This window comes from Algoriphagus winogradskyi (assembly GCF_900182815.1).
In the GTDB taxonomy this organism is placed as follows: domain Bacteria; phylum Bacteroidota; class Bacteroidia; order Cytophagales; family Cyclobacteriaceae; genus Algoriphagus; species Algoriphagus winogradskyi.
In genome coordinates, this window is record NZ_FXUA01000002.1 from 204,117 (window position 1) to 229,040 (window position 24,924).

At 40.7% G+C, this 24,924-nt stretch carries 27 protein-coding genes; 13 read left to right on the top strand and 14 right to left on the bottom strand.

Annotated elements, in window-relative coordinates:
* Positions 1-260 precede the first annotated feature (260 nt).
* The 3 genes from pheS to QOL76_RS05255 all read left to right on the top strand — a co-directional run bounded on the left by pheS (position 261) and on the right by QOL76_RS05255 (position 2,000).
* Positions 261-1,289: a phenylalanine--tRNA ligase subunit alpha gene (pheS, locus tag QOL76_RS05245; protein ID WP_283411980.1), complete on the top strand. Its 1,029-nt coding sequence runs from the start codon at positions 261-263 to the stop codon at positions 1,287-1,289.
* A 173-nt stretch (positions 1,290-1,462) separates the two neighbouring features.
* Positions 1,463-1,681, top strand: a complete 219-nt coding sequence (locus QOL76_RS05250) for a hypothetical protein (RefSeq protein ID WP_283411981.1) — start codon at positions 1,463-1,465, stop codon at positions 1,679-1,681.
* Positions 1,671-2,000 carry a type II toxin-antitoxin system RelE family toxin gene (locus QOL76_RS05255; RefSeq protein ID WP_283411982.1) on the top strand — a complete coding sequence of 110 codons (330 nt, stop codon included), beginning with the start codon at positions 1,671-1,673 and terminating at the stop codon, positions 1,998-2,000. The genes QOL76_RS05250 and QOL76_RS05255 overlap by 11 nt, the downstream gene beginning before the upstream one ends.
* 247 nt (positions 2,001-2,247) lie before the next feature.
* Here QOL76_RS05255 and QOL76_RS05260 read toward each other — a convergent pair whose 3' ends face one another.
* The 3 genes from QOL76_RS05260 to QOL76_RS05270 form a co-directional block, all read right to left on the bottom strand.
* Positions 2,248-3,600, bottom strand: coding sequence for an FAD-dependent oxidoreductase (locus QOL76_RS05260; protein WP_283411983.1), 1,353 nt, complete (start codon positions 3,598-3,600; stop codon positions 2,248-2,250).
* A gap of 25 nt (positions 3,601-3,625) precedes the next feature.
* Positions 3,626-4,903 carry a kynureninase gene (kynU, locus tag QOL76_RS05265; RefSeq protein ID WP_283411984.1) on the bottom strand — a complete coding sequence of 426 codons (1,278 nt, stop codon included), beginning with the start codon at positions 4,901-4,903 and terminating at the stop codon, positions 3,626-3,628.
* Positions 4,904-5,064: 161 nt separating this feature from the next.
* The gene (locus QOL76_RS05270; RefSeq protein ID WP_283411985.1) at positions 5,065-5,577 is read right to left on the bottom strand and encodes a 3-hydroxyanthranilate 3,4-dioxygenase; all 513 of its coding nucleotides are present in this window, start codon (positions 5,575-5,577) and stop codon (positions 5,065-5,067) included.
* 117 nt (positions 5,578-5,694) lie between these two features.
* Between QOL76_RS05270 and QOL76_RS05275 the strand changes: the two genes are divergently transcribed.
* Together QOL76_RS05275 and QOL76_RS05280 are read left to right on the top strand one after the other, a co-directional pair.
* Positions 5,695-6,687, top strand: coding sequence for a dipeptidase (locus QOL76_RS05275; protein ID WP_346771398.1), 993 nt, complete (start codon positions 5,695-5,697; stop codon positions 6,685-6,687).
* Positions 6,687-7,301, top strand: a complete 615-nt coding sequence (locus QOL76_RS05280; RefSeq protein ID WP_283411986.1) for a thiamine pyrophosphokinase — start codon at positions 6,687-6,689, stop codon at positions 7,299-7,301. Before QOL76_RS05275 ends, QOL76_RS05280 begins: the two co-directional genes overlap by 1 nt.
* Here QOL76_RS05280 and QOL76_RS05285 read toward each other — a convergent pair.
* From QOL76_RS05285 to prmC, 5 genes are all read right to left on the bottom strand, one after another.
* Positions 7,255-7,641 carry a magnesium citrate secondary transporter gene (locus tag QOL76_RS05285; protein ID WP_283411987.1) on the bottom strand — a complete coding sequence of 129 codons (387 nt, stop codon included), beginning with the start codon at positions 7,639-7,641 and terminating at the stop codon, positions 7,255-7,257. The two genes, QOL76_RS05280 and QOL76_RS05285, sit on opposite strands and share 47 nt — an antisense overlap.
* Positions 7,638-7,922, bottom strand: coding sequence for a class I tRNA ligase family protein (locus tag QOL76_RS05290; RefSeq protein WP_283411988.1), 285 nt, complete (start codon positions 7,920-7,922; stop codon positions 7,638-7,640). The genes QOL76_RS05285 and QOL76_RS05290 overlap by 4 nt, the downstream gene beginning before the upstream one ends.
* 4 nt (positions 7,923-7,926) lie before the next feature.
* Positions 7,927-8,295 carry a helix-turn-helix domain-containing protein gene (locus QOL76_RS05295; RefSeq protein ID WP_283411989.1) on the bottom strand — a complete coding sequence of 123 codons (369 nt, stop codon included), beginning with the start codon at positions 8,293-8,295 and terminating at the stop codon, positions 7,927-7,929.
* Positions 8,292-8,810: a hypothetical protein gene (locus tag QOL76_RS05300; protein WP_283411990.1), complete on the bottom strand. Its 519-nt coding sequence runs from the start codon at positions 8,808-8,810 to the stop codon at positions 8,292-8,294. The genes QOL76_RS05295 and QOL76_RS05300 overlap by 4 nt, the downstream gene beginning before the upstream one ends.
* Positions 8,811-8,981: 171 nt before the next feature.
* Positions 8,982-9,815 carry a peptide chain release factor N(5)-glutamine methyltransferase gene (gene prmC, locus QOL76_RS05305; RefSeq protein WP_283411991.1) on the bottom strand — a complete coding sequence of 278 codons (834 nt, stop codon included), beginning with the start codon at positions 9,813-9,815 and terminating at the stop codon, positions 8,982-8,984.
* A gap of 256 nt (positions 9,816-10,071) precedes the next feature.
* On the opposite strand from prmC, the gene QOL76_RS05310 reads away from it, so the two are divergent.
* Together QOL76_RS05310 and guaB are read left to right on the top strand one after the other, a co-directional pair.
* Entirely contained in the window at positions 10,072-11,259 is a 1,188-nt protein-coding gene (locus QOL76_RS05310; protein ID WP_283411992.1) for a methyltransferase domain-containing protein, read from the top strand.
* 208 nt (positions 11,260-11,467) lie between these two features.
* Positions 11,468-12,946, top strand: a complete 1,479-nt coding sequence (guaB, locus tag QOL76_RS05315) for an IMP dehydrogenase (RefSeq protein ID WP_283411993.1) — start codon at positions 11,468-11,470, stop codon at positions 12,944-12,946.
* A gap of 99 nt (positions 12,947-13,045) precedes the next feature.
* On the opposite strand, the gene QOL76_RS05320 is transcribed toward guaB, so the two are convergent.
* The 3 genes from QOL76_RS05320 to QOL76_RS05330 form a co-directional block, all read right to left on the bottom strand.
* Positions 13,046-13,504, bottom strand: coding sequence for an RES family NAD+ phosphorylase (locus QOL76_RS05320; protein ID WP_283411994.1), 459 nt, complete (start codon positions 13,502-13,504; stop codon positions 13,046-13,048).
* Positions 13,505-13,507: 3 nt separating this feature from the next.
* Positions 13,508-13,975, bottom strand: coding sequence for an antitoxin Xre/MbcA/ParS toxin-binding domain-containing protein (locus tag QOL76_RS05325; protein WP_283411995.1), 468 nt, complete (start codon positions 13,973-13,975; stop codon positions 13,508-13,510).
* 87 nt (positions 13,976-14,062) lie between these two features.
* A complete protein-coding gene (locus QOL76_RS05330) occupies positions 14,063-14,539 on the bottom strand; it encodes a GNAT family N-acetyltransferase (RefSeq protein WP_283411996.1) in 477 nt (158 codons plus the stop codon).
* Between the two features lie 62 nt (positions 14,540-14,601).
* Between QOL76_RS05330 and QOL76_RS05335 the strand changes: the two genes are divergently transcribed.
* Positions 14,602-15,372, top strand: coding sequence for a type III pantothenate kinase (locus QOL76_RS05335; protein WP_283411997.1), 771 nt, complete (start codon positions 14,602-14,604; stop codon positions 15,370-15,372).
* Here QOL76_RS05335 and QOL76_RS05340 read toward each other — a convergent pair.
* Entirely contained in the window at positions 15,369-16,058 is a 690-nt protein-coding gene (locus QOL76_RS05340; protein ID WP_283411998.1) for a peptidoglycan DD-metalloendopeptidase family protein, read from the bottom strand. The two genes, QOL76_RS05335 and QOL76_RS05340, sit on opposite strands and share 4 nt — an antisense overlap.
* A gap of 68 nt (positions 16,059-16,126) precedes the next feature.
* On the opposite strand from QOL76_RS05340, the gene QOL76_RS05345 reads away from it, so the two are divergent.
* Positions 16,127-17,077, top strand: a complete 951-nt coding sequence (locus QOL76_RS05345) for a pyridoxal-phosphate dependent enzyme (RefSeq protein ID WP_283411999.1) — start codon at positions 16,127-16,129, stop codon at positions 17,075-17,077.
* 6 nt (positions 17,078-17,083) lie between these two features.
* On the opposite strand, the gene QOL76_RS05350 is transcribed toward QOL76_RS05345, so the two are convergent.
* Positions 17,084-20,047, bottom strand: a complete 2,964-nt coding sequence (locus QOL76_RS05350; RefSeq protein ID WP_283412000.1) for a serine hydrolase domain-containing protein — start codon at positions 20,045-20,047, stop codon at positions 17,084-17,086.
* A 280-nt stretch (positions 20,048-20,327) separates the two neighbouring features.
* Between QOL76_RS05350 and QOL76_RS05355 the strand changes: the two genes are divergently transcribed.
* From QOL76_RS05355 to QOL76_RS05370, 4 genes are read left to right on the top strand one after another with little or no spacing between them, the layout of a single operon-like run.
* On the top strand, positions 20,328-20,741 hold the full coding sequence (locus QOL76_RS05355) for a hypothetical protein (RefSeq protein WP_283412001.1): 414 nt from the start codon (positions 20,328-20,330) through the stop codon (positions 20,739-20,741).
* Complete coding sequence (mutL, locus tag QOL76_RS05360) at positions 20,734-22,581, top strand: DNA mismatch repair endonuclease MutL (RefSeq protein ID WP_283412002.1); 1,848 nt, start codon at positions 20,734-20,736, stop codon at positions 22,579-22,581. The genes QOL76_RS05355 and mutL overlap by 8 nt, the downstream gene beginning before the upstream one ends.
* A gap of 1 nt (position 22,582) precedes the next feature.
* Positions 22,583-23,374 (top strand): rhomboid family intramembrane serine protease, encoded by a 792-nt coding sequence (locus QOL76_RS05365; RefSeq protein ID WP_283412003.1) that lies wholly within the window; start codon positions 22,583-22,585, stop codon positions 23,372-23,374.
* A gap of 2 nt (positions 23,375-23,376) precedes the next feature.
* Positions 23,377-24,318 carry a rhomboid family protein gene (locus tag QOL76_RS05370; RefSeq protein WP_283412004.1) on the top strand — a complete coding sequence of 314 codons (942 nt, stop codon included), beginning with the start codon at positions 23,377-23,379 and terminating at the stop codon, positions 24,316-24,318.
* Between the two features lie 104 nt (positions 24,319-24,422).
* Here the strand turns inward: QOL76_RS05370 and QOL76_RS05375 are convergent, their stop codons facing one another.
* Positions 24,423-24,899 (bottom strand): porin family protein, encoded by a 477-nt coding sequence (locus tag QOL76_RS05375; protein WP_283412005.1) that lies wholly within the window; start codon positions 24,897-24,899, stop codon positions 24,423-24,425.
* Positions 24,900-24,924: the final 25 nt, after the last annotated feature.

Here is a 24,924-nt window from a genome sequence, read left to right on the forward strand (position 1 = left end):
TTTTTTTTGGTTTCTTATTTGGGAAGAGATACGGGAGTTGATTAGGGATTGGATTTACAGAGATTAAAAAATTTACGAATTTTGATATGTGATTTACGAGATCATCAGAACCTCTTCCGGTGATTTACCTTCAGGCCTTTTGATTTGTTTCTTTTTAAAGATTTTCTGACCTGTTGGGACTTGGAAGGCTAAAGACAGGTTTTAGGCTTTCCAAAAGACCTCAAAATTGGTAGCTTTGTCCCTCGAATAAATTGAATCCCATGTACCAAGAGAAAATCGAAGCTATCAAAGCCGCTATTTCAGCAGCTGACGCAACTAATCCAGAGGAGCTAGAAGCCTACAGAATGGAGTATATATCCAAGAAATCTGTGGTGGGTGAGCTTTTTGCAGGCATGGGTAAAATTCCTAATGAGGAGAAAAAAGCCTATGGTCAGCTGGTAAATGGAGTGAAGCAATTGGCAGAAGCGAAGTTTCAGGAGCTGATCGAAAAAGTCAATCAAGCCAATAAAAAGTCAAAATCGGCTGGTATCGATTTGACTCTACCTCCGTCTAATCAAAGTTTGGGAGGAATTCACCCGCTGACTGCTACCCGTCAGCGCATCATAGATATTTTCGAACGAATTGGTTTCAACCTCTCCGAAGGTCCGGAGATCGAAGACGATTGGCATAACTTCACTGCGCTGAATTTCCCTGAAAATCACCCAGCTCGGGAGATGCAGGATACTTTCTTCATTGAGAAAAACCCTGATATCGCGTTGAGAACACACACCTCATCTGTTCAGGTACGCGTGATGGAGAATCAGAAACCTCCTATCCGCACGCTTTCCCCGGGTAGAGTTTATAGAAATGAAGCCATTTCAGCCCGTGCACATTGTATTTTCCACCAGGTAGAAGGATTATACGTGGATGAAAATGTTGGTTTTGCTGATTTGAAGAATACGCTTTATCACTTCGCTAAAGAGATGTTTGGCAAGGAAACCAAAGTGCGATTCAGACCATCTTATTTCCCTTTTACAGAGCCAAGTGCAGAGATCGACATCACCTGTCTGATCTGTGGCGGCAAAGGCTGTAATGTCTGCAAAGGCAGTGGCTGGGTAGAGATTGGAGGATCAGGAATGGTGGATCCAAATGTTTTGGAAAACTGTGGTATTGATTCTAAGAAATGTACTGGCTTTGCCTTCGGTATGGGTATAGAGCGAATTGCTATGCTGAAATATCAGATCAAAGATCTTCGATTATTTACGGAGAATGATGTGAGATTCCTGAGGCAGTTTAGGCCCTTGCTTTAGCAAAATTCAGTTGAACCTTTCTTTAGATAGTTTTCGTAAACAAAATTACTTTAACTTAATTGTATGAAATCGTGTCAGGTTGATGCTAACAGTAATGACAAAAAAGGCAGACACTTGGATGATTTTAACCTTGCGAGATTCCATGTGACTTCTAAAAATCAAATTATAAAGGCATGAAAATCACATTAGAAATAAAAGATAATAAGGCATCTGCCTTTTTGAATTTTATCAAAAGTCTGGATTTCATTCAAATCAAGTCTGAAGAAAATTTGGACGAGCCTAGTAAAGCTGAACTTCTTGAGAATGTAGCTGATGGCATAAGAGAAGTAAAAGAATACGAAGCTGGTAACCGAACGATGAAAAGTGCTAAGGCTTTTTTAGATGAGCTATAAAGTTTTAGTCACTAGCACTTTTCAAAAGGATACTAAACGACTTTTTAAAAAATATCCTTCAATTAAATCTGACCTTCAGCACCTTATAGAGACACTTGAAACTAATCCAACTCAAGGAACTGCTCTTGGTAATGATCTCTATAAAATCCGTCTTGCAATCGGTTCTACTGGAAAGGGGAAATCAGGAGGGGCAAGAGTAATTTCACTTGTCAAAGTTATACGTGAGGAAGTGTTTTTGCTATCCCTTTATTCCAAAACAGAGAAAAGTACGATTTCTAAAGAAGAGCTTAGTGAGTTGATTTCTAAACTAAATAGATAGAATACTTTCTCTCATAACATAATCATTCTGCGGAGAAAGCATTTTTTTGCTGTTCGTGTGCTGAACAGCGGCGGAAGATTTTATGGCTTTAAAAACTGCTTTTTGCAATTCTTGAAAACAGCAACAATGTCAAATTTTAGGACAAAAAAAAAGGCTCAAATCTACCGACTTGAACCTGATTTTCTCTTGGTGCCAACTCTGCGATCCCGATGGCTGTCGGGACTCCACGTGCTCTGCGGTTAAAGAACTACACCGCTTTAGCTGTTTCCATTTTATAAATAATATCCTCGTAGTCGAGCTTATTCCAATTCTCTGTAATCAACGGATCAGCCATAACGCGATCCATAATTGCTTCCTGAAGTTTTCCCTGAGTATAAGCTTCAGAATACCTCATATCAGTAAAAGTAACCATGGAATAGAGCGGAATCCAGTCATTTGGGTACAATTCGTATAGCTTTGCTTCGATTTTTTTGCGAAGCACAAACTTCGGATCTGCCACGGAATCTCTCATTTCTTCAAAATTCTCCATTGCCAACTGACAGATGGCATCGGTATCTACCTTGCGTTTTTTCTGGAATTTCTCAAAAACCAAATCCCAGGAATTAGTCCCATACTTATCGATCAGACCATTCAAAATAGAGCAATCCTCAAAACCGCAATTCATACCCTGCCCATAGAAAGGAACCATCGCATGACTCGCATCACCCATCAGCAAACTTGTGCCCTGAACCCATGGGAAGCATTCCACATTGATTAGCGCCGAAGTTGGGTTAGCAAAAAACTCAGTCATCAGATCTGGCATGAGCTTATAGGCATCGTCAAAATAATTGGAGAAAAGGATCTCTAGATCATGCTCATCATTGATTTTGTCAAAGCAAACTTTTGATCCACTGTGAGGCAAAAACAAGGTACAGGTAAATGTCTTGTCTGGATTCGGAAGTGCGATCAGCATAAACTTGCCTCTAGGCCAGATATGCAAGGCATTCGGATCCATCGCAAATTCCCCGTTAGCAGTTGCCGGAATAGTTAGCTCCTTGTATTCGTGAGTGATGTATTCCTGCTTGTAGTTGAAACGGATCTGCTTTTGCATCGCCAATCTAAGCGATGAATAAGCTCCATCAGATCCAAATAGTACAGGAGCTTTGATTTTTTCCTCTCCCTTCGGAGTCTGGAAAGTAATTTCTTGGGAGTTGAAATCCACTTCCAGACATTTATGCTCGAAATTGTATTTTGCACCAAGCTTTTCTCCTTCTTCTACCAGAAGCTGGTTAAATTTTCCCCTAGAAAGGGAATAAATAGCCTGATTCTCTTTTCCGTAGGAAATAAAAGTAGTACCACCATGTTCATCATGAACTTTACGTCCATACATGGGAATAGCCAATGGCATTACCTTTTCTTTGAGTCCAACTTCCTCTAGTGCCTTCCATCCTCGATGGCTTAGCGCCATATTGATAGATCTTTTGCCTTCTTCGAAAGTAGATTTACGTTTGTCAGGTCTTTTGTCAAAAACAGCAACTTCTAAGCCTTGGCGCTTCAGATATATAGCCATTAGAGAACCTATCAATCCGGCTCCTAATACGGTAACTTGATTCTTTTCCATTTGGATTGTTTTATCCACGCTTCCTTTAAGCGAATTTCTTCAGAGATTGTTCCAAAATCTGTGCAAATCGGAACACGTCTAGGAAGCTGTTATAGAGCGGTGTAGGTGCTAGACGTATCACATTTGGATTGCGCCAGTCGCCTACGACTCCGTGTTTATACCATTCATCGAATACAGCCTTGCCTCCGCGATGAATGTGCAAAGATAACTGACAGCCTCTTTCTACAGGATTATTAGGAGTAATAATTTCCAAAACCCCTGAATTTCCGCTGATTTCCTCAATTAGATAAGCTAAATATGCTGTCAGCTGTTCTGATTTTCTCCTCAAATTTGCAATTCCAGCTTCCTGAAAAATATCTAAGGATGCCTGATGAACGGCTAAACCGATAATATCGGAATTGGAAAGCTGCCAGCCATCGGCTCCATGCATTGGCACAAATCCCTTTTCCATCTTGAAGCGCTGCTCCTGATCATGTCCCCACCATCCGGCAAAGCGATTCATATCTGGACGCTCCGCAAATCGCTCATGGATAAATACTCCAGATACGTTCCCAGGACCGGAGTTCATGTATTTATAACTGCACCAAGTCGCAAAATCAACATCCCAATCATGGAGGCTCAATGGAGCATTTCCAACAGCATGCGCCAGATCAAATCCAGCATAAGCGCCTACTTCATGGGCTGCTGCCGTAATGGCTTTCATATCGAAAACCTGTCCGGTGTAATATTGCAAACCAGCCATATTCACCATAGCTAGGGAATCACCCTGCTTTCTTATTTCTGCCAAAATATCCTCGGTACGAAGCGTATGCTCACCTTTTCTTGGTGCCAGTTCCACAATAACATCCTCAGGATCTAAACCATGAAACTTCACCTGAGTTTCCAGCATGTATTGATCTGAGGGAAAAGCGCCAGCTTCTACGATGATTTTGTAGCGCTCTTTTGTGGGCTGATAAAATGAAACCATTAACAAATGAAGGTTCACGGATAGGTTATTCATGGCTACCACTTCGTGCTCATGAGCTCCCACGATTTCAGCTAAAGCTGGCTTTGATTTTTGCTTCGCAAACATCCAGGCATCTTCTCCATGAAAATGTCCATCAACAGCCATTTCTGCCCAATTGGATAATTCCTTTGCTATGTAATCTTTAGCTGATTTGGGCTGTAAGCCTAGAGAATTTCCACAGAGATAAATCGCATCTTTTCCATCAACTTTCGGAAAAAGAAAACGATCCCGAAAGTGTGAAAGAGAATCTTTCTCATCCATCTCACGCGCAAATTCAGCTGAATATTGGTAGTTCATTCTAATCTATTTGGGGTTATATGAACTTCTGTCAAAAAGGCAAAAGTGTCTAAAGTTTTGGTGAGCCTATCTTTTAGGTGCATCGGTCATCGGTCACCCGGCAATTATTCAAAAGAAAACAAAAAGTTTAACTCTATATTAATGACCTTAATAACACAACTCTATTTCTCCATTACTGTTCCGCAATTCTTGCATGTCGTGTGCTCTGGATTGCCCCAAAACCTTTCTTGAACTGGAGGGAGCTGCTTAACAATGTCCGTAACTTCAAAAAATTCCTCATAAAGCTTTTCACCACAGTTTTCACAGTGCCAGATAAACCCATCTACCTCACCAGCTCTTCGATATCGCTCTATCACCAAACCAATTGTATTTGCCGGACGGCGAGGAGAGTGAGGTACCTTTGCAGGAAGTAGGAATATTTCTCCTTCGCGGATATGAATGTCTTTAGGCTTTCCGTCTTCAATAACTTTCAGGACAATATCTCCTTCTAGTTGATAGAAAAACTCTTCTCCTTCATTGGAATGATAGTCTTTGCGGGAATTTGGCCCGCCCACTACCATGACGATAAAGTCGTCATTTCCTTTGTAAACCTGCTGGTTTCCAATCGGTGGTTTCAACAAATGTCTATTTTCGTCTATCCATTTTTTGAAGTTGAACGGTTGAGCTAATGCCATATCGCTTATTTTTCTGGTGAAATTGAAAATCTATCTGAAGATTACCTAACAGTAATACTCCCTAAAAGTATTAAAAAACATACGCTTTTTTGGCTTACTTTGCCATAACCCCAAAAAATGATGAGCTTCCCAATAATTGACATGCACTGTGATTTACTGTCCTATTTGGCAAAAATTCCAGGTGCAAATGCCTATGCAAAAGATGAAATCACCTGCGCTATTCCTTGGCTGAAGGATGGAAATGTGCGCATGCAAATCTTGGCGATTTACACTGATGTAAAGCCAGAAAGCATGAGTTTGGCTACAAGACAAGCTCAGATTTTCTCAGAATTATTAGAAAAGCATGAGAATGATCTTGCCTTTGCTGATGCTGATTTTTTGCAAAACTGGGACAAACAAAACTGTGTTGGAATAAAAGCGTCTGTGGAAAACGCTGCAGGTATTGGCAATGAAGATGCGACTTGGGAGGAAATCTACAGGCAGTTTGATGCAATTCTGGAAAAAGTAAAATCTCTTGCATACATCAGCCTAACCCATCATACTGAAAACCGCTTTGGTGGGGGAAATTATACCAAAGGAATTGGGTTGAAGGACGACGGGAAAAAGCTGCTGGATTACATGGCTGGCAAAAGAATTCCGGTTGATTTATCGCACACCTCTGATTTGCTTGCTGAAGGGATTTTAAATCATATTGATAGTAATCAACTGGATATCCCAGTGATTGCAAGTCACTCCAATTTCAGAGAAATATGGAATCATCCCCGAAATCTTACCGATGAGTTTGCCAAAGAAATCATACATCGTGGAGGAATCATAGGAGTAAATTTCTTGAGAGCTTTCTTGGATCCTGAGGTTCCGGAGCGATTATTTGATCATATTTTCCATGGGTTCCAGATTGGTGGAGAAAAATCAATCTGTTTTGGAGCAGATTATTTTTACACCAAGGATTTTGGCGATCCTGAGAGGCATCCTTTTTATTTTCCATTAGTAGAAAATGCTGGAAAATATCCTTCTCTGCTGAAAAGTATGGAAGATAAATTAAGCGCTGAAAACCTGGAAGACTTAGCTTACAGCAATGCGCTAGAATTCTATCGAAAAATCCAATCCTAATGTCTTCACATCATTTCGTAAAAGATAAGCAGGAGCCAGCCGTTCTCATTTTGGAAGTTGATCAAATTAGCTTTGATCAAGTTTCCCCACTTTTGGAATGGGTTCCAACTGTCCTTGTCAGTGAAAAAGTGCTTGACCAAGTGTTGAGCTGGGGAATTAAAATAGATGTAATTCTAGCTACTGAGGCTTTTCAAGCAGAAAACCAACACTTACTGGAAGAGCAGTACCCTGTGAAATTCATCAACATACTAGATGGTAATTATTTGCAATCAGGGTTGGATTACCTGGTCTCCACTGAGCACAAAGCAGTGCATTTGGTAGGGATTTCACATCTGGAAGCGCTTGATCTTCAAGACATACTAGTGATGATGAATCTTACGATTTTGGATGGAGATTGGAAATATTACCCGGTGAAATCGGGGGAATTCAAAAAATGGTTTGCAGAAAGTAGCATCCACATCCATGGTAAGGAAGGTATGCCTGTACAGATTCAGAATGAAAATGGAGAATTGATTTTGCCCATCACCTATGCCACTATGCTGGAAGTTCCAGAAGGAATTACAGAGATCAAAGCGCCCGGGATTTTTTGGATTGGGGAGCAGGTTTATTCATAAACTTTAGGAACACTAACGTTCCCAATCCATAGCAAAACACATCGATTGGATCTGCTGTATAAGTCTTTGAAACCAGTGGTAATACGATTTCAAAAACAACAGAAAAATAAACCAGTCCAATTAAAACCTGTTTTTTGCTAAATGTAAGTTGATCGCCCATCGGATGAAACCATCTCATTAGCTGCAGGCAAAGACCAAAAACTACAGGCATTGCCATCAAATCATCACCGTATGATTGATAGAGTGGAACAAAAATTCCCATTGATTTTTCTAGGTATTGATTTGCCCAAAAAGCAATGGAAGCAAAAATAAAAATTGGGTTTTTGAATAGATTTATCATCCTGGTAAAGCTGCAATCAACCACATGATAAAGGTCATGATAGCCATGAAAACGGTATAAAATAAGTTTCCGGATTTCTTAAAGAATTTCTTAGCCCCAGAATCTTCAGGATTGATGTAAAACATCCAGTCTTTTTCTTGGCGGTCTTGCTCTAGAATGAATTTTTCCTTCCGCTCAAGCTCTACTGGAGACAGAAACTCTCCGCAATGCTCACAGCGATCCTCGTAATTGTTTGTCCATACAGACCATTCACCGCAATGGGGACATTTCTTCTGACTCATAAGCTTATACTACCGCTTTACTTGATTTACCTACCAATATATCGACTGGAAAATCAAGCTTCTCACTTAATCCACGAATCATATCAACAGTCAGGCTTCTTTTCCCCTTCAAAATTTTTGAAATATTACCTGGATCCCCCATTATGGGTTCCAGGTCTTTGTTCTTCAAACCCAAATCCTCCAATCGAATTTTAATTGCTTCTATCGGGTCAAGAGAAGGTAACTGAAAATTTTCTTGTTCATAGAGTTTGACTAGAGTTACTAATAATTCTAACTTATCACCTTTCTGTGTTCCTTGTTCAGCATCAAATATCTCATCTATTCTCGCTAGATAGTTTTGATACATCGCTTCATTTTGGATTATTTTAATCATTTGCTAAAGTATTTTCCGTAAGTACTTTCTGCATTGAATGAAGAGCATTGGTTGGTATATACTACGATTTCATTTTCCGCAATTTTATTCCAATGTTCTACAAGTTCCATTTCAATATTGTAACATTTCATCTTCCTAATTGTCAACCCTCCGATTGGTGGCGGGGGTGGAGAAGCGACGGTCTCAAAAATTTTATCTTCTTTATAAACTGCTTCACTGAAAGGGCGGAGGTTTTCAAATTTTTCTATTCGAGTACCAACTATGATATACTTTTCACCAAACCTGAAGGCTTGAATGCAATTGTCTGTTTCAAATTGATTGATATAAACGAATTCAGCTTGCAAGCTTCCTTTGTAAACCTTCTCTACTTTAAATTTTACATCTATTCCGAACTTTTCGCTATCCAAAGTAGCTTTTATAGAGTCATTATGATGAACATTTTCAACAGCAGTGCCCAATAAAACATAGTCAGCATTCTTTGTGATTTTTTTTACATTTTTTTTAGTTAGGGACATGCAGGTGCAAGTCCATCCAATAGTCGGAAGGCTTAATAAGAAAAGGATGAGCATTATCCTTTTCAGATATGAAACAAAATGATATTGATGATTCTCTGTTTGTTGAATTTTTTCTGTCATTATTACAATCTAATTACTTGATACTTAAGTCTAGTATCTTGCTACTCAAAGCTAGCGCCTACCTACTGCAATTCTATATTTCCCATTCAGATCTTTCAATATCTGAACTTCGGAATAACCCGAGTTCTGCATCAATTCTGCAACTTCTTCCCCATACTTTTCATTGATTTCAAAATACAATTTTCCTCCTGACTTAAGAAGTTGCTTTCCTTTTTCAGCTATTGTTCGGTAAAAAATCAGTGGATCATCATTGCTGACAAACAAAGCCAGCCCAGGCTCAAAATCCAGTACATTTCTATGCATTTGTGTTTTCTCCTGCTCAGGAATATAGGGAGGATTACTTACCAAAATATCCAGTTCCGAGACATCTGGAGTTTGCGTCAGAATATCACAGCTGGAAAAAGTGACATTTGCTTTCAACACATCCCCATTTTTCTTTGCGATTTCCAAAGCTTCCTCAGAAATATCCACAGCAAAAACCTCAGGATTATTCATCTCCAATGCCAATGAAATAGGAATGCAGCCTGTTCCAGTGCCTATATCCAAAATCCTCAACCCAGCTTTCTTATTCTCTTTGATGATCATGTGAACCAACTCCTCTGTTTCATTTCTTGGGATCAAAGTAGCCGAACTGACGATAAACTCTCTTCCATAGAAAGGCCCTTTTCCCATAATATACTGAATAGGCTCTCCGATTTTCAATCGCTCAAAGTCTTCAAATAGCTTCGGTGGAAAGCTAGCTTCATCAGCTTGATCCAAAATCTGAGTTCTCCTCCATCCCAGATGATGCTCCAAAAGCCAACTTACCAGTGATTCGGCTTCTTGTTTCTCATAAATGGGAAGTTTCGAAGCCCAAGAAGATAGAAGCTCTTGAAAGGTTGACATGGTAAGATAGATTTTGGAAGATTTAAAAATGTAAAGGTATCAAAACCAAAATTCCTATTTTAAACACTCAAGTCATATTCTCAAGACACAGTTTTTCAGTCCTTTTCAAAATCTCATTCTGACAGACTCAGAAAGAAAAACTACCTTTGTGCAGAATTTATTTGCCATGAAATCGAGCACAACTCTAGAGTCACACAAAGAGATGAATATATGTTGCGAGATTCCATCTGACCAATAAAGAACAATAAACAAACAGATGAAGCTACACAACAACACCATCCGCGGAGTTCATACCGCACTTGCAGCCATTTTTGAAGAAGGTCAGTACGCCGATAAAGTAATCGAGCGCACGTTAAAGTCAAACCCAAAATGGGGTGCGCGTGATCGCTCTTTCATTGCAGAGACTACCTATGAAATGGTTCGCTGGTGGCGTTTAATCAATTATTTGAGCCCAAGTAAGGAGCCCTATGATCTTTTTGGAACCTATTGGTTGATGCAGGGCCACACGCTCCCTCCATGGGAAGAGTTTGCAAAAATTAACCCTGATAAGCTTAAAGAAAAGTACGAGAAACTGGATGATCCAGCCAAATTGGAGTCTGTCCCTGATTGGCTTTTTGATCTAGGAAAGAAAGAATTGGGAGACAAATGGGAAGCTGAAATCCACAGTTTGAATCAGGAAGCTCAAGTAGTATTGCGTGTAAATACGCTTAAGACTACCCGCGAGCGTCTGAAAAATAGATTGGCCGAGGATAATATCCACACCCATATTATCAAAGGTTATCCGGATGCCTTGATTCTGGATGAACGTACAAACGTATTCCGAAATCCTGCTTTCAAAGAAGGTCACTTTGAAGTACAAGATGCTTCTTCGCAATTAGTTGCCGCTGCACTTGCTGTGGAGCCGGGAATGCGGGTAATCGATGCATGTGCAGGTGCTGGAGGGAAATCCCTACACATAGCTGCTTTGATGCAGAACAAAGGAAAAGTTCTCTCAATGGACGTGGAAGAATGGAAACTACAGCAAACCAAGCTTAGAGCACGCCGAGATGGTGTTTCCATCATTGAGCGAAAGGTAATTGAAGGCTCGAAGACCATCAAACGAATGAAGGAAACTGCTGATAGATTACTATTGGACGTACCTTGTTCCGGTTTGGGAGTTCTTCGTAGAAATCCTGACACCAAGTGGAAACTTAGTGAAGAATCTATAGAGAAAGTACGTCAAACGCAGCAGGAAATTCTTCAAAGCTATCCTTCTATGGTGAAGCCAGGTGGCCAGATGGTCTATGCTACTTGCAGTATTTTACCATCTGAAAATCAAGACCAAATCGCCAAATTTCTGGAAAGCGAAGCTGGCAAAGATTTCGAGTTAATTGAAGATCAGAAAGTACTAGCGCAGGAAAGCGGGTTTGATGGATTCTATATTGCTAGACTTCAGAAAAAGTAGATTTTCCCAATACCTCATTTTACACATAAAAAGAAGTTAGCTATCCACATTAATTCAATTTCAAACTATTTTCTTCCTGCCTTCATATTTGGTTTAGACTAGAAACAGCTTCCTATTCCAAATTTATTTTGGAGTAGATTAGTTTGGCATTGAATTTTGTGTGTAACTTTGACGGGCAAATAGGGTTACCTCCATACCAATATTTGCCATGAATAGAAATTCCGACAAGTTCCTTTACGAAGCACTCACCTACGACGATGTGCTTCTTGTCCCAGGTTATTCAGAAGTCCTTCCACGCGACACGAATACCTCTACCCAACTCACCAAGAAAATCAGGCTAAACATTCCTTTGGTTTCCGCTGCTATGGACACGGTTACTGAGGCTGAATTGGCTATTGCCATTGCTCTTGAGGGTGGTCTTGGATTTGTTCACAAGAACATGTCAATCGAGCAGCAGGCCGCGCAAGTTCGTAAAGTAAAGCGTTCGCAGGCAGGTATGATCCTGGATCCTATCACCTTGCATGTAGATGCAAAAGTGAAAGATGCAGAGGCTATCATGCGTGAATATCATATTGGTGGCATTCCAGTGGTTGATGAAAACAAAGTTTTGAAAGGTATTATTACCAATCGTGACCTTCGTTTTATCAAAGATCAAGGTCGACCTATTATGGAAATAATGACCATTGACAATCTCATTACAGCTAAATCTGGTGTTTCGCTAGAGCAAGCTGAAGAGATTCTTCAGGAATATAAAATCGAAAAACTTCCAATCGTTGATGAGGAGTACAAGTTAACTGGCTTGATTACTTACAAGGATATTTTGAAGAGAAAAGACAAGCCAAATGCTTGTAAGGATGAGTTTGGAAGACTACGTGTAGGAGCAGCAGTTGGTGTGACGGCAGATATTGTGGAGCGAGTAGAAGCATTGAAAAATGCAGGTGTTGACGTGGTTTCTATTGATACAGCACATGGTCACTCGAAGGGAGTAATCGAAACTTGTAGAAAAATAAAAGATGCTTTCCCTGATCTGGAAGTGATTGTAGGAAATATTGCTACTCCTGAAGCAGCAATTGCACTAGCAGATGCAGGAGCTGATGCGGTAAAAGTTGGAGTTGGCCCAGGATCTATCTGTACTACTAGAATCATTGCTGGTGTAGGTGTTCCTCAATTATCTGCAGTGTTTGAATGCTCTGAAGCATTAAAAGGTCGCGGAGTTCCCGTAATCGCAGATGGTGGAATTCGCTATTCAGGTGATTTAGTTAAAGCGATTGCTGCAGGTGGAAGCTCCATTATGATTGGCTCTTTGCTAGCAGGAACAGAGGAAGCTCCAGGTGAAATGATCATTTTCCAAGGAAGAAAATTCAAATCTTACAGAGGTATGGGTTCGCTTGAAGCAATGGAGTCAGGTTCCAAAGACCGTTACTTCCAAGATGCTGAAGACAATATCAAAAAGCTGGTTCCTGAAGGAATCGTAGGACGTGTTCCTTTCAAAGGATTAGTTTCGGAGGTTCTTTATCAGTTGGTAGGCGGACTTCAGGCTGGTATGGGTTACTGCGGAACTCAGACTATTGAAGATCTTCAGAAAAACGGAAAATTTGTAAAAATCACTGCAGCAGGTGTGAAAGAATCACATCCTCACGATGTATCTGTGACTAGAGAAGCTCCTAATTATAGCTTGAAAGGATAAATATAAAGCTTATATAAGAACAAAGGCCGAGAATTTCTCGGCCTTTTTTGCTTATTGCTTGTCAATTTTTCAATCTTCTAATTTTGTAATCTTTTAATCTCAACAATTCACCTCAAAACTCACATCCCATTCTTCCACTACTTTCACTGAATTTTGAAAATCAGGATGGAGAGGATTGATCAGCAGATTATGCTCACTTGGATAGCTTTTTAAAGGAATTCTACAGGAGGGGATTTTCAGAGCAGGAGAAATCATCCCTTTTGCCCAGGCTGTACCAAACTCCTGTGTTGATTTAGGATGGGGTCTATTTTTCCAGTCTGAGGGTAACAGCGAAGCATCTAATTCAGGTATTGGAGTTTGTATCTCAAGAACAACTATCTTCCACTTACTTTGGGTAACTATTGGCCCTTTAATACTGAGAAGCTCCAGAAAATTTAGTGATGACACACTGCATCCATAGATAATTGGTGTTCCATATTGATTCCACCTTCCTGCCCCCAGACCAAATCCAAGTGAACTTCTACCCGATAGATTTTCAATTAGTCGAAAATACCTCACAGCCTAAAGTATAGATCCCCAAGACATAGCTTCCATAGCCTCATCCACACGATCCACACCATAAGGACTCTTCATCAATAGAGATGGCTTTTGATCACCCAAGGAGGTATTTTCAGTATGTAGCCATTGCGAAAGCAATTCCTCAGAACCGAAAATCCTGATGCCTTTGGCAATCACCTGGTCCATTTCTAAAATACTCTTAGTAAGCATCTTGGTAAGTTTTTTGTCCTCTTTGCGCCAGCGAGATAAGGTGCTCGGGTCCACTTCCAGCATCTCTGATACATCTTGCTGGGTGAAATCTAAAAAATCAAAAATCTCTCCTGTGTCATGAAACGAGACTGCAACATCATAAATAGCGGCAGGCTCACTGACCATTGAAATAGCCTCTTGGAAAAAATAGTATTCATCATTACCTGTACGTATGGTCTCAGCTCCAGCCTCTCCAAATGATATTTTCCAAGTGTGTGTCATAGCTATGCAATTAACTCCCACTAATTTACACACATTTATTGCAAATACAATACCCTAATATTGTATTTGCAATAGTTGAATTATCTTTTAATCAAGAAGCTTTTTGATCTCGTAATCTTGAAGGTGTGCATTGAGCCAGCCAGCCTCTAAGTCGGCACCATATTTTCGGTAGAAATTTATTGCAGGTTCATTCCAGTCGAGCACTTGCCACATCATTCCTGTGCAATTTTCTTCTAAGCCTTTCTTCATAATACGATCAAATAGTAATTTCCCTGCACCATGTCCTCGCTCAGATTGAGTGACTACCAGATCTTCCAGGTAAATACGTTTACCTTTCCAAGTACTGTATCGATAATAGTAAATGGCAATTCCTATAATCTCAGCCGTTTCGTTTTTCTCACATACAAACATTCCAAAAACAGGATTTTCACCAAATCCATCAGCTTCCATCATAGCAATGGTATTAGTGACTTGCTCAGGTGCTTTTTCGTAAAGTGCCAACTCATTTATTAATTCCAATACACGAGGAAGATCCTCGATTTTTCCTTCTCTTAGCGTATACATGTTCAAAGTTTAATAATCCGTTTAATTTTGGGAAAGGCTAATTTAATCAAATCCGAGAAACAATGTTTTTAGCAATAGATGCGGGGAATTCAAATGTGGTTTTTGCGCTGTACGATGAAAAGAATGAAAGCTGGAAAAATCACTTCCGTATCGAAACGCATGCCGCAAAATTCGCTGCTCAGCTTCACAAGAAAGTCCCGATGTACTTTTTGGAGCATGGCATCAGTCCCTCAGATATCAATCAGATCGGGTTCAGCTCTGTAGTGCCAGAGATAAATGAGCAGGTTCTTCAATTTTGTGAGAATTACTTCGGTACTCAGCCTTACCTTATTTCACCAGCAAGTTTTAAAAAGCTTCCGATCAAAAGCCTTCGGCCAAATGAAATCGGTACTGACCTGATGTGCAATGTGATGGCGGCTCATACTAAGTACAGAAAGGCATTAATAGTAGTGGATTTTGGAACCGCACTCACGTTTACTGTAGTAGATGACAAAGGTGAAATTATAGGGGTAAACATTGTTCCAGGGCTGAAAACTGCGCTCAATTCGCTTTTTCAGAATACTTCAAAACTCCCAGAAGTAGCCTTGAAAATGCCGGAATCGGCACTTGGCCAAAACACCATTCATGCGATTCAAGCAGGGATTTTATATGGATACACAGGCTTGGTAAAAGGAATGCTGGAAGCTATTGAAAATGAAACCAAGCAGAAATTCCAAGTAATTGCCACGGGAGGACTTTCCTCGGTTTTAACTCCACTAGCGGAAGTTTTCGAAGAAATAGACAGAAACTTGACGCTGGAAGGATTGCGATTGATTACAGAAGCGAATTCCTAAAGTACTTCGCTTCGCAAAATGAGATTAGGGTCTGGGCAATTCGCTTGATAAATGTCCATGTCTCGCTTGGAACAAACTCCTGGAAAATCACCAAAATTCCCCATCAAATCCCACATCAATTGGAAATGTAAATGCGGGGGCCAATCGCCATTTTCCGGAAAAGGACCAATATGAGCGATGAGGTCTCCAGCTTTTACTTCTTGGCCGATTTGTAATCCTTCAAGATCAGACAGAAAAAGATGACCATAAAGGGAATAGAGCTTTTTTTCAAAAACCTCATGTTCTAAAATGATGGTAGCTCCATAATTCCCGAAACCGACATTGTCCTGAAAACTGTGAATTTTTCCTTCAAAAGGAGAATATACTGGTGCTCCAGCTTCAGTCCAGATATCCACACCGAGATGAATATTCCGAAAATCAGCTTCTGAAGTAGCAAACACAGCACTTCTACGGTAAATAGCTCTATGTTCTAAATATCCACCAATACCATAGGTACTGCCGGAGTTCTTGATTTGCTTAGTTACATATTCATCAAATGCAGCAGTATTTGACAAGTCCAAGGTTTCCAAATCTGGATTTGATGGACTGAAATCCAATTTGACAGTATTCCCTAAATTCAGCTTTTCACCCATCACTGGGAAAAAATCCAACGTATTCCAATTCATGCCCTGAAGATAAATAATCATCCTTAAGTCAGTTAACTATTTCTCCAATCTCTAAATCTCCTTTCTCTTTTTCTCTTTAATTTTAGTCCATGAACACTGCTTTTCCAACAATCGATGATATTCAAGCTGCACACGATCGCATTCAGCCTTTTATTCACCGCACACCTATTTTGACTTCATCAGCAATCAATGAGATCGCAGGATGTCAGATTTTTTTTAAGTGTGAGAACTTCCAAAAAGTTGGAGCATTCAAAGCTCGAGGAGCGGCAAATGCAGTGATGAAACTTACGGATTCACAAAAATCAAAAGGAGTAGCAACCCACAGCAGCGGAAATCATGCGGCGGCTTTAGCTAGGGCGGCTTCTGTCGCTGGGATTCCAGCTTACATTGTAATGCCTTCAAATGCTCCGGAAATCAAAAAGAAAGCTGTTAAAGGCTATGGTGGTGAAATCATAGAATGTGAGCCTAACCTGAAAGCCCGAGAGACTACCTTAGAAAGTGTGGTTGAAAGAACCGGAGCTACTTTTATTCCTCCTTATGATTTCATGGACGTGATCGAAGGACAGGCAACTTGCGCTCTTGAGCTAATCGAAGATCAAAGCGATCTAGATATTATAATGGCTCCGGTCGGCGGTGGAGGTTTGCTAGGTGGAACGGCGCTAACGGCACATTACCTAAATTCAAACATAAAAGTAATCGCTGCCGAACCTCAGGGGGCCGACGATGCATTTCAGTCTTTCCACGCTGGAAAAATCATTCCTCAATCAGGCCCAAACACCATTGCAGATGGATTATTGACTTCGCTGGGAGTTTTGAATTTTGAACTGATAAAAGCCTATGTTTCGGATATTTTGTTAGCCACAGATCCGCAAATCATAGAAGCAATGCGATTGATTTATGAGCGCATGAAAATAGTCATAGAACCTTCTTGTGCTGTTCCCTTAGCAGCTCTGCTTGCAAATCAAGATAGATTCCGAGGAAAAAAAGTCGGTATTATCCTTTCCGGAGGTAATGTAGATTTGGGAAAATTGCCTTTTTAATCAATTCTACTTTTTCTTGCCCATTGCTTCATAAATGATATCATGAATATCAGTACGAATTCCTTCTTTTAGCAGCTTGGTGTTGGTTGCATCTGGGTAGACGCGATTGGAAAGAAAGATATAAATCAGATTATTATCCGGATCGGCCCATACACAGGTTCCTGTAAAGCCAGTGTGTCCAAAGGTTGATTTTGGAGCCAAATCTCCTGCTGAACCTCCACTCCCTACTTCAGTATTTGGCTTATCCCAACCCCAACCTCTACGGCTTTGGCGGGATTGATTTTTGGTGAATTTTTCCACCGTCTCCGGACGGATCAGATTCACACCCCCATAATTGCCTCCATTCAGCATCATTTGCATCATCACTGCCAGGTCATTTGCTTTGCCAAAAAGCCCAGCATGGCCCGCTACTCCGCCATACATCGCAGCGCCCTGATCGTGTACATATCCCTGTACCTGTCTTTTTCTCCAGGTGATATCATTTTCGGTCGGTGCTATATTATCAATCGGTATCTTCAAAGCCGGATTGAAAGTCATCGTGTTAAGACCTAAAGGGGCATAGAAATTTTGATCCAAAAAGGTTTCTAAAGGTTGATTTACCACTCTTTCAACCACCGCCTGCATCAAATACATTGTGAGATCAGAGTACACATATTTATGTTTGCTAGCTCCCCGTGGAATCGGGGTAACTTTTGATTCTATAGTCCAATGCCAGATGCTGTCACGTAGCGCATCCATTCCATACATATCATTGGAGACTGGCCTTGTAAATCCTGGCGCTGCATTAGGTTTGTAATAATCACCTCGCCATTGTCCAGCTTCTACGGTTCTTGCATAGTAGGGGATAAATGCCACCAGCCCTGCTTCATGAGCCATCACATCACTAAGGATCATTTTACCTTTATTGGTGCCTTTGAGCTCTGGCAAATAGTCTTCCAGCGTATTTCCCATATCCAATTCACCCCTACTTTCCAAAAACATCACCGCCTGGGTTGTTGCCAAAACCTTTGTAATGGAAGCTAAATCAAAAACAGTTTCAGAGTTCACCTCAGGGCTGGACTTGTATTCCAGTTTTCCATAAGATCTTTCAAAAACCACTTTCCCATCCTTTACTACCATTACATTCGCACCCGGAGTAGCTTGAATTCGAATTGCTTTTTCCGCAACAGCATCGATTTTATCCAAAATTTTACCATCTAAGCCTACGCTTTCCGGCGTACTATAAGAAAGTCTACTGCTTGGAGCCAAATATCCCCCCACTCCATGCGCAAATTGCTCATTTACTGAAACAGGTAAAATACCTTTGGCAGCCCTGCCTCCGAATAAAATCTGGGGAGCTAATTCCTGAGTTACCTGATTGTTTTCATAGGCAAAAACTACATTACCTAGCCCCTGCAACTGTTCAGAAGCATAAGCATTTCCGAAAAGTACCGTAACAACTTTTTGTCTTTTCGCTAAATCTTTGATCAGCTGCACATCAGCCGGAGCTACACCGAACTTACGTCTAGGACTATTGGTCACTCCCATCAAACCCACTACAATCACATCGTAATCTTCTAATTGCTTCAGCGTATTGTTATGAGTTGTTTCATTAGCTGCTTTGTCGATCTTGAAATGATCAAACTTGGTGTATTTGCTGAGGTATTTTTGAAATTCTTTACCCTCATCCCCAATACTCAAACTTGCAAATGAATTCAAATCCAGGTTTTTGAATGGGATTAAGTCGTCCTTATTGGTTGCCACAGTGAAGGCGTCAGCATAAAGGCTCTCGATGATTACCTCAGTCTCAGGAGTATCCAATCGATCTACTAGTTTGTAGGTATTGATTGGTTTGTAATTATTCAATCCCGCCCAATACTTCGCCTTTAATATTTTCTTAACTCTTCTGTCTATTTCTTTCTCAGTAATTCTTCCATCGGCTACTGCCTGCTTGATCAGCATTTTGGCTTTTGGGACATCTTGGGAATAAAGCAATACATCATTTCCTGCCAATAATGCTTTCAAATCCACCTCACCTGGAGCATTTGCTACTGCCACACCTTTCATGTTTAGTGCGTCAGTGAAAATCAAACCTTGAAAATTCATTCGGTTTTGCAGGAGGTCTGTCACGACTTTTTTAGAAAGGCTAGTTGCTATGTTGCCTTCATCATCTAAACTTGGGACGTTCAAATGAGCTACCATCACCGACATCAAGTTTTCTTTGAATAGCTCTTGATAAGGGTACAAATCCACATCCCAAATCTGATGCTCGGGATTCTTGATCACAGGCAAAGAATAATGACTATCCGCTTCTGTGTCTCCATGACCAGGGAAATGTTTAGCGTTTGCAATCACTCCATTGTCCTGAAGGCCTTTCATATAAGAAACAGCATGCTGTGCTACCACTTCTTTTTCTCCCCCAAAGGCACGATATCCGATTACCGGGTTATCCGGATTCGAATTCACATCCACCACGGGAGCAAAATTGATGTGCATTCCCAATTCTTTAAATTGTCGGGCCATTTCTTTTCCCATAGCATACACTAGCTTTTCATCCTGCACAGCTCCCAAAGTCATTGCCTTAGGAAAGTCAGGTACGGAGTCCAAGCGCATGCTTATTCCCCATTCGGCATCCATGGCTATAAAAAGTGGGGTTTTGGATTGTGCCTGGTAATAATTGGTAAGGCGGGCTTGTCTATCCGGGCCGCCTTGAAAAAAAATCAACCCGCCGAGATTCTCAGATTTTATTAGCTCACTAATTTCATTTACGTGAGCCTGATCCTTATTGGAATAGGCAGCAACCATAAAAAGTTGCCCTAATCGCTCCTCAAAGGTCAAACTGTTAAATACAGAATCTACCCAATTAAGTTGGGATATTGGATCGGTGGAAATCAATGGATCCTCTATTAATAATGATTCGTCGAGTTTTCCAGAGGAAAAAGTAAGTCCAATAAAACCTATTGCTAAAACTCTCCAAAGCTTGCTGCTCATTCCAGGGTAAATTTTTAATCCTTAACTTTTAAAATAAATTTGTACGGAAGACTGATTTTCACAGCGAATATGAATTTTCATATCGCTTACCGTTTTCCAAGTGTGCATCCTGAAGCTGGATGAAATCATTTGATTATTGAAGTTACTAAAGATAAGGCAACATCGGGTCGTAATTAAGGTTAAAAAGGGCATAAATTTGATGTCTGGTTAATCGATCCGGAACTTATTCCTTCTCGGTGCTTTTACTTAACGTGACACTCGAATTAAAATTTAATAAGTCATGAAATTTCCATCCGTATTTCGAACTGCCGCTCCAATGAGATTTGATATCAAACCTAGGTATTATGATCCGGTGAGAGAGGAAATCGAGCAAAGAACCTCTCAAATTAAAAGAGATCTGGAGGCTCAGGGCTTGTTGGATAAGGATGAGTTGACTTCACGTGAAATTGGATCCTATGGTGCGGGTATTCGAGGCTCTTTTGCGCAGCACAAGGGGATTAAAGAACGAGACGGAGTAAATATGTTTGCCTCTACGGCCATGATCCGCACGTTCATTTTTCTATTGCTTCTCGGATCTATCTTTGGCTATGTTTATTTAGGTCCAGTAATATTTGAATACATGGCCTACGCAGTAGCTCTTGTGGCTGCGATCTATTTTTTCTTCAGGCTAAAACCCAAGAAGAAATATGAGTGATATTATTCAACTCCTTCCCGATGCGATCGCTAATCAAATCGCAGCAGGAGAAGTAGTTCAAAGACCGGCATCTGCACTAAAGGAGCTTCTGGAAAATGCAGTAGATGCTGGTGCTACCCAAGTTCAGGTGGTGGTAAAAGAATCCGGAAAACAGCTAATCCAAGTAATTGATAACGGAAAAGGTATGTCTGCTACCGATGCTCGTATGAGTTTTGAACGTCATGCCACTTCTAAAATCCGTAGCTCAAATGACCTCTTTTCTATCCGAACTTTTGGGTTTCGCGGGGAGGCATTAGCCTCGATTGCAGCGGTAGCTCAGGTGGAATTAAAGACCCGACAAGCAGAATCAGAACTTGGCACATTGATCCAAATCGAAGGGTCTGAGGTTAAAAAACAAGAACCATTCGCAGGAAATGTGGGGACTTCGGTTTCTATGAAAAATCTGTTTTATAATGTTCCTGCCCGAAGAAATTTCCTAAAATCAAATCCCGTCGAAATGCGTCACATCGTGGATGAATTTCAGCGGGTAGCGCTTTCTTATAATGAAATTGGCTTTTCACTTTTTCAGCAAGATCTCGAAGTATATAGTCTCACCCCGGGTAAACTCAGTCATAGGATAGTTGGCCTTTTTGGTAAAAACTACCAAGGTCAACTGGTGCCTTGCGAGGAACTGACTCCACATGTAAATGTGAAAGGCTACATAGGTAAACCTGAAAATGCCAAAAAAACCCGAGGTGAGCAGTTTTTCTTTGTGAACAATCGCTTCATCAAATCCAGCTACTTGAATCATGCAGTGAGCTCAGCTTTCGAAGGTTTGTTGCAATCAGATCAACATCCATTCTATGTTCTTTTCCTGGAAATTGACCCTTCTCACATAGATATCAATGTTCATCCGACTAAAACGGAAATCAAATTTGACGATGAGCGAACGATCTATGCGGTCATTCGATCTGCGGTAAAACAAGCCTTAGGCGCGCATCACGTAGTACCTTCACTGGACTTTAGCTTGGATGTAAATTTCAACGAAAAATGGGACAAGGATCCAGAAAAAAAGGCTCAGGTAGATCGGGAATACAGTTATAAATCCTTCAATACACCTGAGTTCAAGCAGGCCAGCACTTCAGGCTGGGAAAGGCTATTTGAAGGAACTCAACAAGAAACTAAAGCAATCGAAAGATCCACTCAATCCGAAGAAACAGAAGTTTTAACTTTTGAAAGCAGAGCCAAACCAGACGATGCCACGGAGTTTATTCCTAGGCCCACCGAAACTGAGTCCACTGGGACAACATTCCAAGTAGAGCTAAGCTATGTGGTCGCGCAGATGTCGACAGGGTTTTTGATTATCGACCAGCAGACGGCTCATGAGCGAATTCTATACGAGCGCTATTTGCGTCAGCTGAAACTCGCACAAGGCACTTCTCAGCAATGTCTTTTTCCGCCGACTGTCAACCTCGGACCTTCCGATTATGCTTTGGTGATGGATATCATGCCTGAGTTGCATAGCCTGGGTTTTATGGTTTCGGAGTTTGGAAAAGACACCGTACTTATTCAAGGCGTCCCGGCAGACTTGCCTGTTAAAAATGAAAAGGAGCTTTTCGAAGGACTTCTAGAGCAGTACAAGCATTTCAAAAGTGAGCTTTCGCTCGACACCAGAGAAAATCTAGCTCGTTCTTTGGCGCGAAAATCGTCCTTGAAAAAAGGGCAAAAACTAAATTCACAAGAAATGGAAACACTAGTTGGGCAGCTTTTTGCCTGTCAAAATCCAAATTATGGGCTGGGAGGGAACAAAACCTTCGTGAAATTAGATTTAAGCAGTATTCATTCCTTCTTCGGCAAATAGCATGTTTAGAAATATTACACCGGTAGTAAAAAACCTTCTTCTTATTAATGTAGGGCTACTTATTGTGTCCAGCTTTATCTTTCCTCAGTTAAATCAGTGGTTTGCATTATACTACATTCATAGCCACTATTTCCAGCCTTTTCAGTTTCTGACCTACATGTTTATGCATGCCGATTTTTGGCATTTGTTCGGTAATATGTTTGGGTTAATGATTTTTGGCCCACTGCTTGAGCAGTTTTTGGGGCCAAAGAAATTGTTGACATTATGGATGGTTTGCGGTATAGGGTCGGGAGTGCTTTATTCAGGATATACTGCTTACCGAATGAACAATCTGGAGGAAAAAGTGGCGATGTTCCAAAACAATCCCAACCCTGATTCCTTCAATCAATTAGTGATTCAAAACAAGGGGTTTTTCAAGCGGACTATTTATGATTTTGTAGATGATTATAGCCGTAATCCTGATGATCCAAATAAAATCAGTCAAGCAAATCAAACCTTAGAGGCGATCCTCGAAGTTCAGGCAAATGTACCTATGGTAGGTGCCTCAGGCGCTCTTTTTGGTGTTTTGATAGCTTTTGCCATGCTTTTCCCCAATACTCAATTATTCTTACTCTTTCCGCCGATTCCTATCAAAGCAAAATATATGGTGCTTTTCTACAGCCTTTATACCATATATAACGTATTTGTAAATAATCCGCTGGATAACGTAGCCCACTTTGCTCACCTCAGTGGATTGGTGATTGGAGGAGTCTTGGTTTACTTCTGGAAAAAAGACAGAAACAGTTTTTATTAATTATGTACGGTAACTTTTGGGATAATCTTCGGAACGCATTCAAACACAGCGACAACAGCCTCTTTAAGCTGATTGCGATCAATATTTTAGTGTTTTTTGTTGTGCTGGTTTTCCGGGTGTTTATGACTATCGGTGGACTAGGAGAGTTGTATTCTACAGTGCTAGGATATCTGATGATGCCAGCTTCCCTTCCTAGATTGGCGACGCAGCCTTGGAGTATGTTTACTTACATGTTTCTACACGAAGGGATATTCCACATCCTCTTCAACATGCTTTTCCTCTATTGGTTTGGTCAGCTGATCCATCAATTTCTTGGAAGCCGTAAACTTGCCAATCTGTACATCCTTGGTGGACTTGCCGGTGCAGCATTTTATGTGCTCATTTACAATTTAGCCCCTTTTTTTAGTCAGTCTGTAGATAGTTCTTTGATGCTTGGAGCTAGTGCTGGCGTATTTGCTATTGTCGCCGGAGCTGCGACACTCTCGCCAAACACTACCTTCTTTCTTCTATTACTTGGACCGGTAAAAATCAAATACATCGCAATTTTCTATGTGATCTTATCTTTTGCTAATTCTGCTGGCGCAAATGCAGGAGGAGAATTAGCTCACCTTGGTGGGGCACTTCTTGGTTACTTATATATTGTTCAGCTGCGCAAAGGAATAGATTGGGGTGTGCCTGTTCAGAAAGTAGGGATATTCTTTGAGGATCTTTTTTCTGGAAGAAAAAGCAAGGTAAAAGTATCCTATCGTAGTAAAGCCAAAACCTCTAGCGGTGGAGGATTTTCGTCTTTTAAAAAGGCGACAAAATCCACATCAGCCCAAGTTAGTTCTGACGAAGCAACTCAGGAGGAAATTGATAAGATTCTAGATAAAATCGCGGATAGAGGCTACGAAGCTTTGAATAAAGAAGAGAAGCGGAAGTTATTTGAGTTTTCGAAAAAGTAGCAAGTACTTTGACATAAGACTTTAGACTGCTGCAACTTGCTCTTCTATCTTAGCTCTCGACACTAGTGTCTTATATCTAAAGTCTTAAGTCTTGATACTTTAAATTACAATGGTAAAGCTAAGCCAACTCTAAATCCAACTTCCCTTGGATAGGGACTTTGGAAGCGGAATTCGGTACTCAACCCGATACCTTCAGTTAATGCAATATAGGCACCCACTCCCATATTAGCTCCCTTCGAGTTGCGTCTTGCACCCGCTCCATCCGGCTGAGTATCTTGCCAAGTTTGACTGTAGCCTGCCATGAAATAAAGCTGTGATGCGCCCTCTGACACATAATATCGAAGATCTGCACTGAAGTTACTTTCTTTGCCCACCTGTGGAAAAACAAAAGTAAAACTCGGCATCAGTGCGAATTTGTCTACAAAGAAATATTCAATCCCCGCTCCAGCGCCAAAGTTATTGTATCGCAATCCGTAGGTTCCATATCCGTGAAAGCGGGCATTTCCCTGCTCTTGAGATTGGGCAATAGCTACAAAAGAGAGCATTAAAGTGGCGCAAAAAATCAGTAAAGCCTTTTTCATAAATATTCAGGTTAACATATGGGTT